The sequence below is a fragment of the Thalassobacillus hwangdonensis genome, assembly GCF_042675915.1.
Lineage (GTDB): Bacteria > Bacillota > Bacilli > Bacillales > Halobacillaceae > Thalassobacillus_A > Thalassobacillus_A hwangdonensis.
On sequence record NZ_JBHTKL010000006.1, the window covers coordinates 1 to 16,581 of the forward strand.

At 44.5% G+C, this 16,581-nt stretch carries 15 protein-coding genes; 5 read left to right on the forward strand and 10 right to left on the reverse strand.

What is annotated here, in order from left to right; genetic code table 11:
* Window positions 1-237: 237 nt before the first annotated feature.
* Complete coding sequence (locus tag ACFQ2J_RS15435; RefSeq protein WP_386062548.1) at window positions 238-1,110, reverse strand: nucleotidyltransferase-like protein; 873 nt, start codon at window positions 1,108-1,110, stop codon at window positions 238-240.
* Window positions 1,111-1,242: 132 nt separating this feature from the next.
* Here ACFQ2J_RS15435 and ACFQ2J_RS15440 point away from each other — a divergent pair, with 132 nt between their 5' ends.
* On the forward strand, window positions 1,243-1,617 hold the full coding sequence (locus tag ACFQ2J_RS15440; RefSeq protein WP_386062551.1) for a YgzB family protein: 375 nt from the start codon (window positions 1,243-1,245) through the stop codon (window positions 1,615-1,617).
* Window positions 1,618-1,674: 57 nt separating this feature from the next.
* On the opposite strand, the gene ACFQ2J_RS15445 is transcribed toward ACFQ2J_RS15440, so the two are convergent.
* From ACFQ2J_RS15445 to ACFQ2J_RS15470, 6 genes are all read right to left on the reverse strand, one after another.
* Window positions 1,675-2,208: a GNAT family N-acetyltransferase gene (locus ACFQ2J_RS15445; RefSeq protein ID WP_386062554.1), complete on the reverse strand. Its 534-nt coding sequence runs from the start codon at window positions 2,206-2,208 to the stop codon at window positions 1,675-1,677.
* A 57-nt stretch (window positions 2,209-2,265) separates the two neighbouring features.
* Window positions 2,266-2,709: a peroxide-responsive transcriptional repressor PerR gene (gene perR / locus ACFQ2J_RS15450; protein ID WP_386063987.1), complete on the reverse strand. Its 444-nt coding sequence runs from the start codon at window positions 2,707-2,709 to the stop codon at window positions 2,266-2,268.
* Between the two features lie 114 nt (window positions 2,710-2,823).
* Window positions 2,824-3,381 (reverse strand): cob(I)yrinic acid a,c-diamide adenosyltransferase, encoded by a 558-nt coding sequence (locus tag ACFQ2J_RS15455; protein WP_386062557.1) that lies wholly within the window; start codon window positions 3,379-3,381, stop codon window positions 2,824-2,826.
* Between the two features lie 2 nt (window positions 3,382-3,383).
* On the reverse strand, window positions 3,384-4,340 hold the full coding sequence (locus ACFQ2J_RS15460; protein ID WP_386062560.1) for a D-2-hydroxyacid dehydrogenase: 957 nt from the start codon (window positions 4,338-4,340) through the stop codon (window positions 3,384-3,386).
* Between the two features lie 197 nt (window positions 4,341-4,537).
* Entirely contained in the window at window positions 4,538-5,005 is a 468-nt protein-coding gene (gene bcp / locus ACFQ2J_RS15465; protein WP_386062562.1) for a thioredoxin-dependent thiol peroxidase, read from the reverse strand.
* Between the two features lie 64 nt (window positions 5,006-5,069).
* A complete protein-coding gene (locus tag ACFQ2J_RS15470) occupies window positions 5,070-5,483 on the reverse strand; it encodes a potassium channel family protein (RefSeq protein WP_386062565.1) in 414 nt (137 codons plus the stop codon).
* A gap of 149 nt (window positions 5,484-5,632) precedes the next feature.
* Here ACFQ2J_RS15470 and ACFQ2J_RS15475 point away from each other — a divergent pair, with 149 nt between their 5' ends.
* Window positions 5,633-5,722 carry a YjcZ family sporulation protein gene (locus ACFQ2J_RS15475; RefSeq protein ID WP_386062568.1) on the forward strand — a complete coding sequence of 30 codons (90 nt, stop codon included), beginning with the start codon at window positions 5,633-5,635 and terminating at the stop codon, window positions 5,720-5,722.
* 68 nt (window positions 5,723-5,790) lie between these two features.
* Here ACFQ2J_RS15475 and ACFQ2J_RS15480 read toward each other — a convergent pair whose 3' ends face one another.
* Genes ACFQ2J_RS15480 through ACFQ2J_RS15490 form a run of 3 tightly spaced genes read right to left on the reverse strand, consistent with a single transcriptional unit; the run spans window position 5,791 to window position 8,377 of the window.
* A complete protein-coding gene (locus ACFQ2J_RS15480) occupies window positions 5,791-6,576 on the reverse strand; it encodes an ABC transporter permease (protein WP_386062571.1) in 786 nt (261 codons plus the stop codon).
* 3 nt (window positions 6,577-6,579) lie between these two features.
* Complete coding sequence (locus tag ACFQ2J_RS15485; RefSeq protein WP_386062574.1) at window positions 6,580-7,371, reverse strand: ABC transporter permease; 792 nt, start codon at window positions 7,369-7,371, stop codon at window positions 6,580-6,582.
* The gene (locus ACFQ2J_RS15490; RefSeq protein WP_386062577.1) at window positions 7,364-8,377 is read right to left on the reverse strand and encodes an ABC transporter ATP-binding protein; all 1,014 of its coding nucleotides are present in this window, start codon (window positions 8,375-8,377) and stop codon (window positions 7,364-7,366) included. Before ACFQ2J_RS15490 ends, ACFQ2J_RS15485 begins: the two co-directional genes overlap by 8 nt.
* Before the next feature lie 159 nt (window positions 8,378-8,536).
* Here ACFQ2J_RS15490 and ACFQ2J_RS15495 point away from each other — a divergent pair, with 159 nt between their 5' ends.
* The 3 genes from ACFQ2J_RS15495 to ACFQ2J_RS15505 all read left to right on the forward strand — a co-directional run bounded on the left by ACFQ2J_RS15495 (window position 8,537) and on the right by ACFQ2J_RS15505 (window position 16,180).
* The gene (locus ACFQ2J_RS15495) at window positions 8,537-9,832 is read left to right on the forward strand and encodes a glutamate-1-semialdehyde 2,1-aminomutase (protein ID WP_386062580.1); all 1,296 of its coding nucleotides are present in this window, start codon (window positions 8,537-8,539) and stop codon (window positions 9,830-9,832) included.
* Window positions 9,833-10,471: 639 nt separating this feature from the next.
* Window positions 10,472-14,941, forward strand: a complete 4,470-nt coding sequence (locus ACFQ2J_RS15500) for a glutamate synthase-related protein (protein ID WP_386062583.1) — start codon at window positions 10,472-10,474, stop codon at window positions 14,939-14,941.
* A gap of 156 nt (window positions 14,942-15,097) precedes the next feature.
* A complete protein-coding gene (locus ACFQ2J_RS15505) occupies window positions 15,098-16,180 on the forward strand; it encodes an FUSC family protein (protein ID WP_386062586.1) in 1,083 nt (360 codons plus the stop codon).
* Window positions 16,181-16,581: the final 401 nt, after the last annotated feature.

The following is a 16,581-nucleotide window of genomic DNA, read 5'->3' on the forward strand; positions in this document are numbered from 1 at the left end:
TCAAAGATCAATTTGTTGTCTGCTGTTCAAAACAGCGACTTAACTAATATATCATGCGGTTGTTTTAAAGTCAACAACTTTTTCATGATATTTATTTAGTTTGTTTCGTTCGTTGCCGCTCTCTTAACGCGACAAGTAATAATATATCACGGGTTTCAGACCCCGTCAATAACTTTTCTAAATAAAAACCCCCTTTTCTTTAAGGTGAAAGAAAAAGGGATTTCCTTGCTTTCTTTATTAATAGCCTCTTGGTTTATACCTACGATGGTAGATGTTGATGCCTTTTGTTGCTTGAAGTTCAACTTCAATAAGTTCCTTCTCAGTAAGGTACTCGATCATAGCTGTAAGATCCAGTGCATAGAGTTGCACTTCAGGATGGACCTTCAGTTCTCCGAACGTCCATGCGTCATCCTTCTGCTTCATCAACTCAAGCAGATGTTTCGCACTTGCTTCGGATCGGATACTGATTGCATGTTCTACAGCAAGCAGCATTAATTGTACTCGCTTCTCTGTCGTTTCATCACTCATAATCAATTCTTCATATAATTTGTAGATTTCTGGTTCAATCTTTCTTACCTGGTTCCAAACTGTCACTTCCGGATGGAACCCTTTTTCGATGACGGCGAGTCGCGCCAGGTAATGTAACGATCGGACCATCAGACTGTAAGCATCCAGGTACTGGCTGGATTCGAAAAGATCTTTTGATTCTGTGTAGCTTCTGATCAACTTGGAGAACTCGATCGCTTTTTTCAGGTCACGTGTTTCCTGAGGAAAATCACGCAAGCGTTCTTTAAGTCCTACCATATATTCATTACGATCATATACCACTTGGCCATTGATCACCCATTCTACTGCACGGCGATAGGAACTTGATTCAATCCACCTATTCATTGTCGCTTCATCCACGATGTGCATAGCGGCTGTCTTGTTTTCGAACTCATAATGTTTCACATACCAAGGATCCTTCGCTTCTTTTACTATAATGAATAGAATCACATCAAAATTGTCGGTTACGGGACTGACTGGTTTCTTTTTCTCAAGAATTAGGATACCTAGCGTATTGGGTTGGCTGGCCCTTTCTTGATAAATCGGACGTAATAAGTCTTCCATGCTCTTTCCCCCAGAATGATAAATTAAGGATACTTGAATAATTCGATAATATTGTACAAATTCCTCTTTTCAAACTGCAATTGAAAAATAAAAATATGCTATACTACCTTTTAGATAGAAGGAGGGACTTCATTGGCACTTAAGTACAGCAGTAAAATAAATAAGATACGTTCCTTTGCACTTGGACTGGTTTTCGCTGGTTTCGGTGTTATGTATATCGGGTTGATCTTCAAAGATATCACTTGGCTGATGGTCATTTTCATGATTCTTGGTATCCTTTGTATCGGGTTAAGCACGGTCGTCTATTTCTGGATTGGTATGCTGTCTACAAAGACTATCCAGATTATCTGTCCTTCATGTGAAAAGCCGACGAAGATGCTCGGTCGGGTGGATGCATGTATGCACTGCAAGCAGCCGTTGACAATGGATCAGTCATTGGAAGGAAAAGAGTTCGACGAAAAATACAACTCAAAACGTTATCAAAAACAAGCAGACCAGCAAAAGTAAACGATACGGATAGATGTCCTTCAATAGGACATCTTTTTTTTGCAGCTCAATCAATTTTTACTTCTTCAAACGTTGGGCTTCTTCCCACTCATCTTTCAGGACTGCATAATACACTTCATCCCACCAGTCGTCCCCATTAGGTATACATTGTTTATGATAACCCTCCTTCCTCATTCCTATCTTTTCCATGATACGGTAAGAGGCAATGTTATCAGGTTGGCATGTTGCAATAATTCGGTGCAGATCCATTTTTTCAAATCCATAATCCAACACCCCCTGTGCCGCTTCAGTAGCAAACCCTCGATTATAAAAGTCCGGATTGAACACCCAGCCAATTTCATATGTATGTGTTCCGAAATACTTAAAGAAAGTGATGTGCCCGATTAAGACATTTTCTTCTATTGTAGCAACAGCAAAATGCTCAGGTGATTCCCCGCTGTTCTCAGCAATAAAGTCAGCAGCACCTTGTTTCGTAAAGGGACCTTCCGGTATATATTTCATTACTTTGCTGTCTGATGTATATGTAAATACGCTTGTTTCATCTTCTTTTTGAAATTTCCTGATCCATAATCTGTCTGTTTGTAAATGCATATTTTCCTCCTATACAAAAAAAGCGGAAAGCCGAGTTTCAGCTTTCCGCCATTATTATCAGTGTGCGTTCTTCGCCTGGCAATCCTCACACGTGCCATAAACCTCCATGCGATGATGACTTACATTGAATCCAGTCACCTGTTCCGCCAATGACTCCACTTCATTGAGACTTGGATAATGGAAATCCACGATCTTACCACATGATTCGCAAATGATGTGGTAATGCTCGGAAGTGTTACAGTCAAACCGGCTTGATGAGTCGCCATAGGTCAATTCCCGTACAAGACCTATTTCACGAAAGACGCGCAGATTGTTGTAGACAGTAGCTACGCTCATGTTTGGAAATTTACCTTCCAAGGCTTTATAGATCTCATCAGCAGTAGGGTGAGTCATAGAGTTCAGTAGATATTCAAGCACCGCATGACGTTGAGGTGTAATGCGAACACCTGAGTCCTTCAATGTGACGATTGCTTCCTGAAGTCGTTTGTCAGACACCGTCATGCACCTCGCTTTCATTAAATGATTCTTCATTTAGAAAATTATTAAATAAGAATTCTTATAAATAGTTTACTCCTTAAGAAGTACTGTTGTCAATATACGTATGTTGCAAACTGCTTATACATCTGCCTCAAGAGTAGTTTCCTCACCGCCGGCGATTTTATTTACATAGCGTGCTGCCACGAACAAAAAGTCGGATAGTCTGTTCAAATACGAGACGGCTAGTGGGTTACTCAATTCTTCGCCCACTGCGACAGCTGTCCGTTCAGCTCGACGCGCAATCGTTCTGGCTACGTGCAAGGAAGCTGAAGCTTGATGGCCTGAAGGAAGGATGAAGTTCTTAAGCGGGGTCAGCTGTTCCTCCCACTCATCGATGTGACTTTCGAGTTCTTTGATATGTCGGTCCTGCACTTTCCACTTCACATCTTTCCCTTTCGGAGTAGCGAGTTCCGCACCTACATGAAAAAGAATGGTCTGCACTTTATGCATCACCGCGACAAACCTGTCCTTCCCGTCCCAGCTTACATCAGTTAATTGGCTCAAAGCCATTCCGATCATCGAATTCACTTCGTCACAATTACCATATGCTTCAACCCGCAAATCATTCTTGGCAACTCTGTCACCGTAAACAAGTGATGTCGTCCCTTTATCTCCTGAACGTGTATAGATTTTCATCATCAATACCCCCGTTTTGTGTCGATTTTATTAATGAAATCTTCTTTACCACTCAAATACACTGCCATGTTCTTTTCAAATAGTTCAAACCCTCTGTACATATATTGAGGGGAGATACCGGATAGGTGTGGGGTGACCGTTATTGAAGGTTCATCCCATAATGGGCTTGTTTCAGGTAAAGGCTCCTGTTCGAACACATCCAGTACAGCATGAGCGATTTGACCGGAACGTACTGCTTCCAGTATGACCTCTGTTGCGACCAGGTCTCCTCTGCCCATATTCAAAAACACCGCATCATCCAACATCTGTTCAAATGCTTCTGCTTTTAGAAGGTACTCTGTTTCAGGTGTGCTTGGAAGCACCGCCACGACACGGTCCGCTCGCGGGAGAATGTCGTACAATTGATCCACAGGAAACGTTTCATCAAAATGCGGCTTCATTTTACCTGTTTTCGATAGCCCGATCGTTTTTATCTTGAATGCCTTAGCAAGCCTGGCTACTTCCTGACCGATGGCACCTGTTCCCACAACGACAAGCGTACTACCCGAAATTTCAGTCATCTTCACTCGACGATCCCAAAGGTGCTTTTCTTCGTGCTCGATCAATGCTTTCGTCTGTCGAGCGACCTGCAACAGCATCGAAATGGCATATTCCGCCATTGGCCCAGCGTGGATACCACGTGAATTCGTCACCAGAATCCCTTGCTTATCGATTTGTTCAAATGGCATCATGTCCATCCCCGCAGAGAGAACCATGATCCATTTCAGCTTCTTTGCAGATTTGACGAATGCGTCATCAAGATCTTCTCCGTATGTAATGAACACTTCAGCTTCTGGTAAAAAGTCTTTTGCTTCATCTATACCATGACAAAATTTGAATTCTGCATCTTCTCCAAACTTATCTAGTAAATTTTCTTTGATATCTTCTTTTACGTTTTTTATGGCAGATAGCACGAGCATTGCAAACGAAGCCTCCTTGTCTGTCTCTTTCTTCCATGTTAGCCGATTTCCGATTATTTTGCACAAAAATCGCCCCTAATCAAAATGGCGCCACATCTCTGCGGCGCCACTATTAAAGGGGAGGTATTGGTTGATACTATACTGTATTCCCATACCCCTTTTTTGTATAGACCTATCACCTAGTTATTAAAAATAACTTACAGCTCTTCACGGATATATTCCAGGGCTGCTTCGACATGTCCTTTGACACGGACTTTACGATACTCTTTAGCTAGATTTCCGTCTTTGTCGATGATGAACGTGGCACGCTCAATTCCATAATATTCTTTACCGAAGTTCTTTTTCAATTTCCATACTCCATAATCTTCTGCTACTGCGTGATCTTCGTCAGCCAAAAGCAGAAAAGGAAGATCGTGCTTATCGATGAATTTCTCGTGTCTTTCCACAGGATCTGGACTCACACCAAGAATCACCGCATCCAAGTCTGCGAAGCTTTCATGATGATCCCGGAAATCACAAGCCTCTGTCGTACATCCCGGAGTCATGTCCTTCGGGTAAAAATAAAGGACGACGTTTTTCCCTTTAAAATCCGATAGCTTCACTGTTTCCCCATTACTTGCTTTCAGCTCGAAATCTGGCGCTTTTTTTCCTACATCTACACTCACGAGAATATCCCTCCTATAAATACTATCTATATGAAAGGATACAGGATACATAGGGAAAATTCCATTAATCCGGCGGGTACTTCGTTTCGTACATCACCTTTACAAACAGCGCAGCCGGAATCGTGTAGCCGATCAACGCTTCAAACAGTGCAATCGGCCTTCCCCAGCCGATCGGGATGATATCTCCGTATCCAACAGTCAATAAGGTAACACCACTGAAATAGATGGCTTGTCCCACTCTTTCCATCATCGAAGCGGATTCCTGCAATTGACCCTGACTTAGCAGTTGGACATCATTCAAGGATAAGATCAAATAGACAAGTCCGAAACCACACATGATGACACTGTATAAAAGGACGAGACCCAAAAATACAGACAGCGAAAATTGATGGTACTCCGAGATGACCAGCCGAAAAAACGAACGTAAGCTCAGTCCGATCAGTAAAGTAATGATAACAATGAAAATGACCTCGATCATGGAATCCTCTCCAGACGCGTACATTCTCTTCTATTTATATGAGGACATGCCCGGCGAATATGTTAAAACTGCACCCAACTGTGCAAAAGCACACCCCACTTCTCTATTCCGGCATAGGATAGGATAAACGGTTCAAGGAGGTGTGTTGAATGGGTCGCGGTGGATACGGAAGCGGTTTTGCGTTGATCGTCGTTTTGTTCATTTTGTTGGTCATTGTAGGTGCAGCATTTGTCTACTAATTAACAAAAAGATGCCTTCCTTTCTGGCGCTCCGATTAGTGTGAAGCGTCCAAAAAGGAAGGCATTTTTCAATTTCCAGCACCCCGGTATTGTTTTACTCCTTGATTCCAGACGAAGATGGCAATCAGGAAAAACGCAACACCAATCACCGGTGTCAGGAAAGCATATCCATACCATTCTTCCCGTCCGAGGAAATATGCGGAAGGATACACACCGACAAACGCGAATGGCAGAATCCATGTAAGTACAAAACGGATCACTCCGTTATAAATATCTACAGGGTACCTCCCGTAGTTTCCGATGTTGTACATCATCGGCATGATTGCTGTCTTAGCATCCGAGTAGAACCCGATACTTGCAAGCATCACGAAAATTCCGCCGTAGACAAGCGCGCCACCAATAACCATCAGCAGGAACAGAATCGGGTCATACCAGCTGAGTGTAAGATCAAGTCTAATGCCAGCATAGATCATAATCGACACTCCAGTGATCATCCCGAACAACGATTCCAATTCCATCCGCTCCAGGATGACCTGGAACAGACTGTGGATCGGCCTCGTCAGGATCCTGTCCATTTCCCCTTTGATGATATACCGGTCATTGAAATCCCAAATATTGAAGAACGCAGAAAAGATCGCATACGGAACGAGGAAAAAGCCATAAATGAAAATGATTTCTTCCCTGCTCCACCCTGCCAGCAGCTGCGTATGTCCGAACACGACGAGAATGAAGACAAGATTCACTGCCTGGAACAGCAGGTCGGATAAAAATTCGACAACGAGATCCGTGCGGTATTGCAGTCTCGTTTTCATATACTGGCCCATATACTGGGTGAACATCTTTATATAAAACATGGCTTACCCTCCTTGTACGATCAGTTGCTTTTTAGCTAGAATCCAAAGCAGATAGATTGGCACCAGCAGCAATGCGGACCAGATCATCTGAAAGCCGATCATCTGATACAGCTCGTCACCTTTGAAACCTTCAGTGAAAATCATGCTCGGAATGTAACTGATCGCCTGGAACGGGAAGTATCCCATCAACTCCTGCGCCCACAACGGATAGAAGCTGATTGGAAGCAGCAACCCAGAGAATAAATCGATGACCACTCGTTTTGCCCTGATCAACCCATCATTATTAAAGAAAAAGAATGTCATTATACCGGTGATCAAATTGATTTGAGTATTGACGATGAAGCTGAATACGATCGATACTGCAAACCATAGCCACATATTCAAAGATGCTGAAAAGGAAATCGGGAAGATCAGTGAAACGATGAACATACCTGGAATGGAAAAGAAGAGCAACCGGAAGATCCCTTCCCCGAGTCCCTGCATCGTTTTCATACCAAGATAACTGTATGGTCGAATCATTTCGACAGCAACTTTCCCTTCTTTTATTTCCTGGGCAATTTCCCTGTCGATATTGTTGAAATAAAATGCTCTTGCCATCCAGGCAACTGCAATATACGTGACCATCTGGATGACGGAAAGGCCTTCGATATCTTCCTTACCTCCATAAATCGCTGTCCAGAGGAAGTAATAAGCTCCTATATTAATAGCATAGATGATGATTCCAGTGTAGTAATTGGTGCGATAAGCGAGCATCATCAAAAAGCGGATGCGGATCATTTCAAGGTACTTACTCACGAACAGCACCTTCTTCATAAATATTCCGGACGATTTCCTCCATTGAAATCGACTGGACATTTACGTCTTTGATTTTTAGCGCATTCACCACTTTAGCAATCAAATCCGAAATCAAGTCATCATGGTCTTCAGTGGATGCAGTCCACCTCCAGCCATCTTTTCCATGATGCCATAATACAGGCATCCCCTTCGTAAGGTTGTCCAGTTCCTCTTTCGACACTTCGTCGATAAACTGGAATTCAATCTGTTTTTCTTCCATCCATTTTTCCTTCAAATGATCAAGCGCCCCATCATAGATGACTTTTCCTTGGTCAAGCATGATCACCCTGTCACATAGAGCTTCAATATCAGCAATATCATGGGTGGTAAGCAGAATCGTCGTATTGTACTTTTGATTGATTTCCTTAAGGAACTGGCGGATTTTATTTTTCACAAGGACATCCAGTCCGATTGTTGGTTCATCAAGAAACAATAACGGGGGGTTATGAATCAAAGCTGCAGCGAGTTCGCACCGCATCCGCTGTCCCAACGATAACTTTCGAACCGGCTTATCAAGCAAAGGACCGATATCCAAGGTCTCAATGACATGACTCATATGCTCCTCATACGCTTCATCAGATACGCGGTACACTTTTTTCAACAGACGGAAGGATTCCTGAACGGCAATATCCCACCATAACTGGGAACGTTGCCCGAACACTACTCCGATCGTCCGAACGAATTTTTCCCGTTCTTTATGCGGGTCCATCCCATTAACATTCACCGTTCCGGAAGTTGGTGTAAGGATGCCGGTCAGCATTTTGATCGAGGTGGACTTCCCTGCACCATTTTCCCCAATATAACCGACCATTTCTCCCGGTCTCACCGTAAACGATATATCATCGACGGCTCTCAGCACTTTATAATTTCTAGTAAATAAATCCCTGAACGCTCCTTTTAATCCAGAGCGGCTGGAATAGGATTTGAATTCTTTTCGCAGCTCTTTGATTTCCATCATTTTTTCCATCTGTTCGTACTCCTCTCCAGGTGACACACATGATTCATAGTCTATCCAAGGGGAGGTCCTGTTGACAAGCCATTTGTCCGGCTTGGAAGAACATAACTGTGCGGACTGCCCAATCATGCTACAATGGGAAATGAATTTTGATCAGTTGGAGGTAACAGGATGCAATTCACTAAATCAGAACAACTTCATGAAGAAGCTCAAAAACATATCGTCGGAGGAGTCAACTCCCCTTCCAGATCCTATAAAGCAGTCGGTGGCGGAGCACCAGTTTATATGGATCGTGCAAAAGGCTCACGATTCTGGGATGTCGACGGAAATGAATACATTGATTACCTAGGTGCTTACGGCCCGATTGTTACTGGACATGCTCACCCTCATATTGCAGAAGCAATTACGAAAGCAGCTCAAAATGGTGTACTTTACGGAACGCCAACCGCCCTTGAAAACCAGTTTGCCAAAATGCTGAAGGATGCAATTCCATCAATGGATAAAGTGCGTTTTGTCAATTCAGGTACAGAAGCGGTCATGACGACAATTCGTGTAGCCCGTGCTTATACAGGCAGAAATAAAATCATCAAGTTCGCTGGCTGTTACCACGGTCACTCAGATCTTGTACTCGTAGCGGCTGGTTCTGGTCCTTCCACATTAGGAACACCGGATTCTGCAGGAGTCCCTGCTTCGATTGCAGCGGATGTCATTACCGTTCCGTTCAATGATATCGAGCCTTTCAAAGAAGCAATGGACAAATGGGGAGACGAAATTGCTGCTGTATTGGTGGAGCCGATCGTCGGTAACTTCGGAATCGTAGAACCAAAGCCAGGCTTCCTTCAGCAGGTCAATGAAGTGACCCATGATGCAGGAGCATTGGTCATCTATGATGAAGTCATTACTGCCTTCCGCTTCACATACGGCAGTGCCCAGCAGCTGCTCGATATTGAGCCGGATATGACTGCAATGGGTAAAATCATTGGAGGCGGCCTTCCGATCGGAGCATATGGCGGCAGAGCTGATGTTATGGAACAAGTTGCTCCACTTGGCCCTGCGTATCAGGCTGGAACGATGGCCGGCAACCCGGCATCGATGGCAGCAGGCATTGCATGTCTGGAAGTATTGCAGCAAGACGGCGTCTATGAAGAGCTCGATCGCCTCGGAGCTATTTTGGAAGAGGGTATTCTCACACATGCCAGCACGTATAATGTTCCGATCACCATCAATCGTCTGAAAGGTGCATTGACGATTTATTTCACAGAGGAAACGATCGAGAATTACGAGCAGGCAGAAAACACAGATGGCGAAATGTTCGCCCGTTTCTTCCAATTGATGCTGAAGCAAGGAATCAACCTTGCCCCATCCAAATATGAAGCATGGTTCCTGACAACTGCGCATACAGAAGAAGATATCAAAACGACACTTACAAAAGTAGAAGAAGCATTCAAACAAATGGCGGATAACTAATTAACAGAAATTCCATTGAGTAAATGGATAAGTCCGTTTGCAATTAAATAAGTTAGCACGGGAGGAAAATGATGAGACTCCAGCGGGAAAGAAAAGGTTGGCAAGACCCCACAGGGCTAAAGCCCGAGGAGACTTGCCACCTTCCCCGCGGAAAGCGAGTCATTTTCCTCCCGTGCTTTTTCTCATTTAACGCAATAGATTACAGTGAACAAGATTATCAAACTGAAAATCACACATTTTTTTCAAAAAATTATGTAAGCGTTTACTGTATTGGTATATCTATAATTCAGATTAGTAAATCCTTTCATTTCGACAGTATTTTCATGCAATCGTCTGAATAATCAATTGATTCAACCCCGAGCTTATGCTACTATAAAATTATAATTCTGAAAATTCCCACGAATTATGATTCATGTTTTCATTTCTTTCCCTTTTCATATGTTTCCAGCACTCCCTAGCTGGAACTCCCTTCCTTTCGAGGAATCTTGGCTTTTGCATCCAATGCGAAAGCCCTTCTTTTTTCAATTCATCTGGTTGGCTCACCACACGATCCAATCCAGACCCTAAGGAAACTTTCCTAACCCAAACAACTGAAAGACCTATATATCCAGGAGGTGAAGGCCGGATCAAGGCCGAAGTATGAGTAAATGGAGTCCAAGTTCTTTCAAAAATCATCATCTGCATGAACACGATGCTTGTGGTATTGTTGCTTCCGTCAACAAATACAATCAACCTACGAAACAAAATATCGATGATGTCATCCGATCCCTTTCCATCATGAACCACCGTGCAGGTTTCATCGAACATGAAGGAGACGGTGTCGGAGTTCATATCGACCTTCCAAAGGCGCTGTGGAAAAATAAGTTCACGGAAGCCGGGATTGATTCCAGTATTGTGGACGAGAAAAGTTTCACGATCGGTCATATTTTCATCGATCAAAACAGTGAAGTGGATAAGATTCAGGAAGAAATCAGAAGTCTTTTTACATCTAAAGACTTTTCCATCCTTCATGAAACGATTGATGGAACTGAATCAGAAGCATTGGGTCCTCTTGCCAAAAAGGAAGAACCTGTTTTCTGGCAGGTCGCATTGTCACCTGGCAAAGAGAATCAGCTTGATTCACAACTTTTTAACCTGACGATTGAAATCGAAAAGAACCTGCAAGTACACGTAGCTTCTTTGGCATATGATCATGTTGTGTACAAGGTAATGGGCGCAGCCGATCAGCTGCCTGAATTCTACAAGGACCTTGCTGATCCGAATGTTGCCTCCAGCATGACATTAGGACATAATCGCTATTCCACCAATACATTATCGAACTTCTTCCGCGTCCAGCCGTTTTCTATGCTGGGACACAATGGAGAAATCAATACGGTTGCGCGTCTTCGTGATGAAGCGGAAATGATCGGTGTTCCTTTGACACACGGAGGCAGTGATTCCCAGGATTTAAACCGCACCGTGGAGACACTTGTAAAGAAACATGGATATAGCCTTCTTGAAGCGCTAGATATCGTTTTTCCGCCGATCGTCAATGAAATCAAAAGTTACCCAGAGCATTTACAGGATATGTACACCTATCTTCGTGAAAGCTGGGGACATTTTGCCCAAGGACCAGCAGGTATCATTTCCAGGCATCAGCAGGAAACAGTATTCAGTCTCGATTCACTTGGACTAAGACCTTTGTGGCAACTGGAGACAGAGGATGCCTACTTCTTCTCATCTGAACCTGGAATATTCACGAATGATCACTATGTGACTGATCCTCAAGCTCTTTCACCCGGTGAGAAAGTAGCTGTCACCTACACGGATGATGGAAAAGCGAAAATATATGACCATTTCGCTTATCAGGAAGAAGTTTATCAACGATTTTCCAAACGCCTGGATTTCGCTGGCTTTCATAAACGTCTCCACCCACCTGCATTCAAGGATGTCCGTCCGAACCCGACTCTGACAGAAGTGAGCAATGGGTGGTACTCCGCTTACGGATGGGACAGGGAACAAATGCAATTCCTTGAACAGATGGCTGAAAAAGGATCGGAGCCGATTCGATCCTTGGGTCATGATGTTCCACTTGCTGCCATGAACGAAGGAAGAAAGAATATCGCGGATTACATTAAGGAAAGTGTCGCTGTAGTAACGAACCCGGCGATTGACCGTGATCGTGAAGCGGAGCATTTTTCAACAAGGACCATTCTCGGCAGACGCCCGGATCTATTCGAAAAAGAACAGGATAAGCCCCTTACTGTGGAATTCCTTTCACCAATCCTATTGGAAGGAAAACATGGATTGGAGTTATCTAAAGAACACAACCAGCCTTCCTATGAGCAGCTGGTCGAAATGTTCAACGAACCCGGGAAAAGCTTTGAGCTTTCAATCACTTGTCAGGATGATGAAAGTGTAGCAGATGCATTGAAACGATTAGCTGCACAAGTGGAGAAAGCAGTGGATGAAGGCAATGAGCTGATTGCCCTCAATGATGGACAGAGCCATTCAGAAAATCACTTATGGATCGATCCACTCCTTGTCATATCTGCAGTCGACAAGCACCTGGTCGAAAAGCAAAAACGGAGGAAAGCTTCCTTGATCATTCGTTCCGGTGCTATCCGGTCGTTACATGATCTGATTGTCACGTTTGGGCTTGGCGCTGATGCGATCAGTCCTTACCTTATGTTTGCAACCGTCCAGGAAGAGGATACGGCTCCTTCCTTCCAGCTTTATGATGCATTGAACAAAGGCTTGGAAAAAGTGATTTCAACCATCGGTATCCATGAACTTCGCGGCTATGCAAGGCTATTTTCGAGTATCGGGCTACATGAGGATTTTTCAGATCTGTTACGGATCACCAACTTCCTGGGATCGAACGAACTTTCCTATAACTGGAAGGCATTAAAAGAAGATGCAGTTTCCCGCAGAGAAGATTTCCAAAATGAAAAAGCAAAGCCGGCAAGAAGCTACCATGTCCTGCCACGGCTTTGGAAGTCGATCGGAGATATTGCGAAAGGTGAACCGATTGATGCCTACCGGGAAAAGCTTGAAGACATTGAAGAGAAAAACCCATTAACGATCCGTCACCTTACCGGGTTGAAAGAAAGCGATCAACCAAAAGCGTCAGAAAACGTCGACTTACGTGTCGGGAATCATGACTTTCCTTTCATGATCAGTTCGATGTCATTCGGATCACAGAATGAAACTGCTTTCCGTGCTTATGCAGAAGCCGCTGACCGCTTGAACATGATTTCTTTTAACGGTGAAGGCGGAGAAATCAAAGATATGCTTGGCAAATATCCGAACACACGCGGCCAGCAGATTGCATCTGGACGTTTCGGTGTCAACGCAGAGCTGTTGAACTCCTCCAACCTGCTTGAAATCAAGATCGGTCAAGGGGCAAAGCCTGGGGAAGGTGGACACTTGCCTGGTTCCAAGGTTACTGCAAAGATTGCAGAGGCGAGAAATGCAACGATCGGTTCCGACTTGATCTCGCCATCTAATAACCATGACATCTATTCCATCGAAGACCTGGCACAAATGATTTCTGAATTGAAAACAGCGAATGATAAAGCGAAAGTAGCCGTCAAAGTGCCGATTGTTCCGAATATCGGAACGATTGCTGTCGGAATTGCAAAAGCGGGTGCTGACTTCATTACTCTGAGTGGTTTTGATGGTGGTACCGGTGCAGCCAGGATCCACGCCATTCAGAACGTTGGACTTCCTGTTGAAATTGGTGTGAAAGCTGCTCATAACGCATTACTTGAATCAGGTATGCGCCATAAAGTCGAGATTTGGGCGGACGGTGGCCTAAGAAGTCCACTCGATGTCCTTAAGGTGATGCTGCTCGGTGCTAACCGGGTAGGGTTTGGGACATTATCAATGATTGCTGTCGGCTGTACCGCATGCCGCGGGTGTCATTTAGATACGTGTCACGTCGGTATCGCAACTCAGATTGATACGGAAGCCCAGGCGAAAGAACACGGCCTGAGAAGATTCGTCCCTAGAGAATATAACCCATCTGTCCAAGGTTTGATGACACTGTTCCAAACCTTCGGTGAAGAACTGAAGCGTCTGACAGGTGCTCTTGGGTTTACGAATACACAGGAAATCGTCGGACGTTCCGATTTGCTTGAACAGACAAAGGGAACCGATTGGATGGACCTTTCTCCACTTCTTGAAAAATTGGAGGTCAGCGAAATCAAAGCTTACCAAGTTCAGGAGGAAGAGATCGAACGCCGTCTGGCAATGGCTGCAGGCGCAGAGTATCTCGATGGCAACCAGGATACACTGCTTGAGTCGAGGTCATTCTCCGGCGTCACAAGCGAACAACGTAACCTGACGAGCCGTGTCTCCTGTCACCGTGTACGTAATCGTCTCGATGGCTCCTATCACCACATGGATCCAGTCGAATTGACGTATGATCAAGGTTCGATTGTCGGTAACGGATTCGGTTCCTATATTTCTGAAGGAATCATCGCCAATGTGTCCGGTGGTGCACAGGATGGTGTTGGTAAAACTGCTCTTGGTGGTACACTGGCCATTCTGAAGTCCAAAGGCGCTGAAGGCACGTATGTAAATGGTTCCGTAGGAAAAGGGTTCGGATATGGTGCACAAAAAGGAAGTCTCTTTGTCCAAGGGATGGCAGATTCCCGAGCAGGAATCCGTCTTTCCGGGGCAGACCTTATCATCGGGCAGCAGCTAAAGAGCAAACTGCCTGAAAAAGATCGAGGTAATTTAGGTACTCACGCCAGCATCAAAGGGTTTGCGTTTGAATATATGACCAACGGCAGAGGTCTTGTACTCGGAGATCCCGGCCCATGGATGTGCGCAGGTATGACAGGTGGAGCGGTCTATTTACGCCACCAACCTGAACTTGGTCTCACAAAAGAAGCATTGGAGCGAAGGATTGCCAAAGGCGCAAAAGTAGCAATCACGCCTCTCAACGATATCGGGGTTGCAGATATTACTGAGATGCTTTCCTCATACATTGAAATACTTGATAAAAGTGGTCAGCAGGAGGAAGCAGAGCAACTTAAGGTGTTACTGGAAGATCCGGAGCAGCACTTCCTTCAAGTCGTTCCAGAAAAAATCCAGGCAGACCCGTCCGTTTCAACCGAATAATGAAGGCAACATCCACGAGGTATCCTCCTCGTGGATTTTCCTTTATGATAAAGGTATGTTGAAAAATTCTACAAACTTGTGAAAACACTTCTATCTATTTACAGGATAGCGTATGATTATTTCGTTTGAACAAAGTTCCAAAGGATGATGCATGTCATGAAACTTGGTGCAAGAATGCTAAAAACCGGACTGGCAGTAGCAGTTGCTTTATATGTTGCTTCCTTATTCGGCTTCACCTCCCCTGTGTTCGCAGCGATTGCCGCTGTTTTTTCGATCCAGCCATCGATTTACCGATCGTATCAGTCCATCATAGAACAAATCCAGGCGAACATCATCGGGGCAACAGTTGCTGTAATTGCTGTTTCTACATTAGGGAATGATCCCTTTATCGTAGGGTTTGCAATCATCATTGTCATCGGCTTGACAATGAACCTGAAAATGAATGAAAACACGATATCACTTGCTGTCGTCGCGGTGATAGCATTGATGGATACAACCGAGCTGCAATTCATCGACTTCGCAGCTGCCCGTTTCACTTCACTGATGATCGGGATTCTCGCAGCATTCATCGTCAATCTCGTGTTTCTGCCACCTAGATATGAAACGAGACTTTTCCAGAAAATCGATCGTTCTACCTCGGATATTCTGCAATGGCTCAGAGTTACTATCCGTCACTTATCCGATGAGCCTGCACTGAAGAGTGAGATCAACCGGCTGCAGAAAGAAATCAGCCTGATCGACCACACGTATCTGCTTTATTCAGAAGAGCGGACTTATTTGAGAAAACGACGTTTTTCCAAAGCGAGAAAGCTTGTCCTTTTCAGGCAGATGATCAGTACGACGAAAAAGTCGTTTGATGTACTGAAAGCCTTCTATCGTCTGGACGACGATATCGAACATATTCCCAAGGATTTTCAGGAGCTGTTGGTCAATGAATTGGATAAAGTCATCCATTCACATGAAAAGCTGATATTAAGTTTGATGGGCAGGATCAAGCGTACCCATAAAGAATCGTTGCGCGATGATGTCTACTCCCCTGACATCCCGATGCTTGTGGAGAAGCTGATTCAGGTGTACGAAAATGATCAAAACGCGGATAAACTTATCTTCCTTCCGCTCGCATCGCAGCTAATGGAATATCACCAGCAGCTTGAACATTTACAACGTCTGCTTCAAAGCTATCAGGCATATCATCATGAAGAACACCTGAAAACAACCGAAACCAACCCATCATTATAAGTTGGTACGATTCCTTTTTGGGGCCGTTACTGGGGGAGCACTGGGTTTGGTGGGAAACAACTCGCTTTCCTGTGGGGGAACTGGCAAGCTTCCTCGGGCAAATGCCCTGTGGGATCTTGCCTAGCTCCTTCTCCCACGGGAGTCTCGCCATTTCCCACCAAACCCACATCATTTATGTTAACGGCCTATAAAGAGTTGAGATTTGATTTTACTTTTCCCTTTATTGTATTTGCTTCATATTAATTGGCTAGGGAAGGCGGGGAATGGGGAGACTCCAGCAGGAATGGAGTGACTGGTGAGACCCCACAGGACGGTAGTCCGAGGAGGCTCACCGCACGCCTGCGGAAAGCGAGTCATTCCCCGCCTCCCCTTTCTCACACAAGGAATATAAAGAAAGCCGA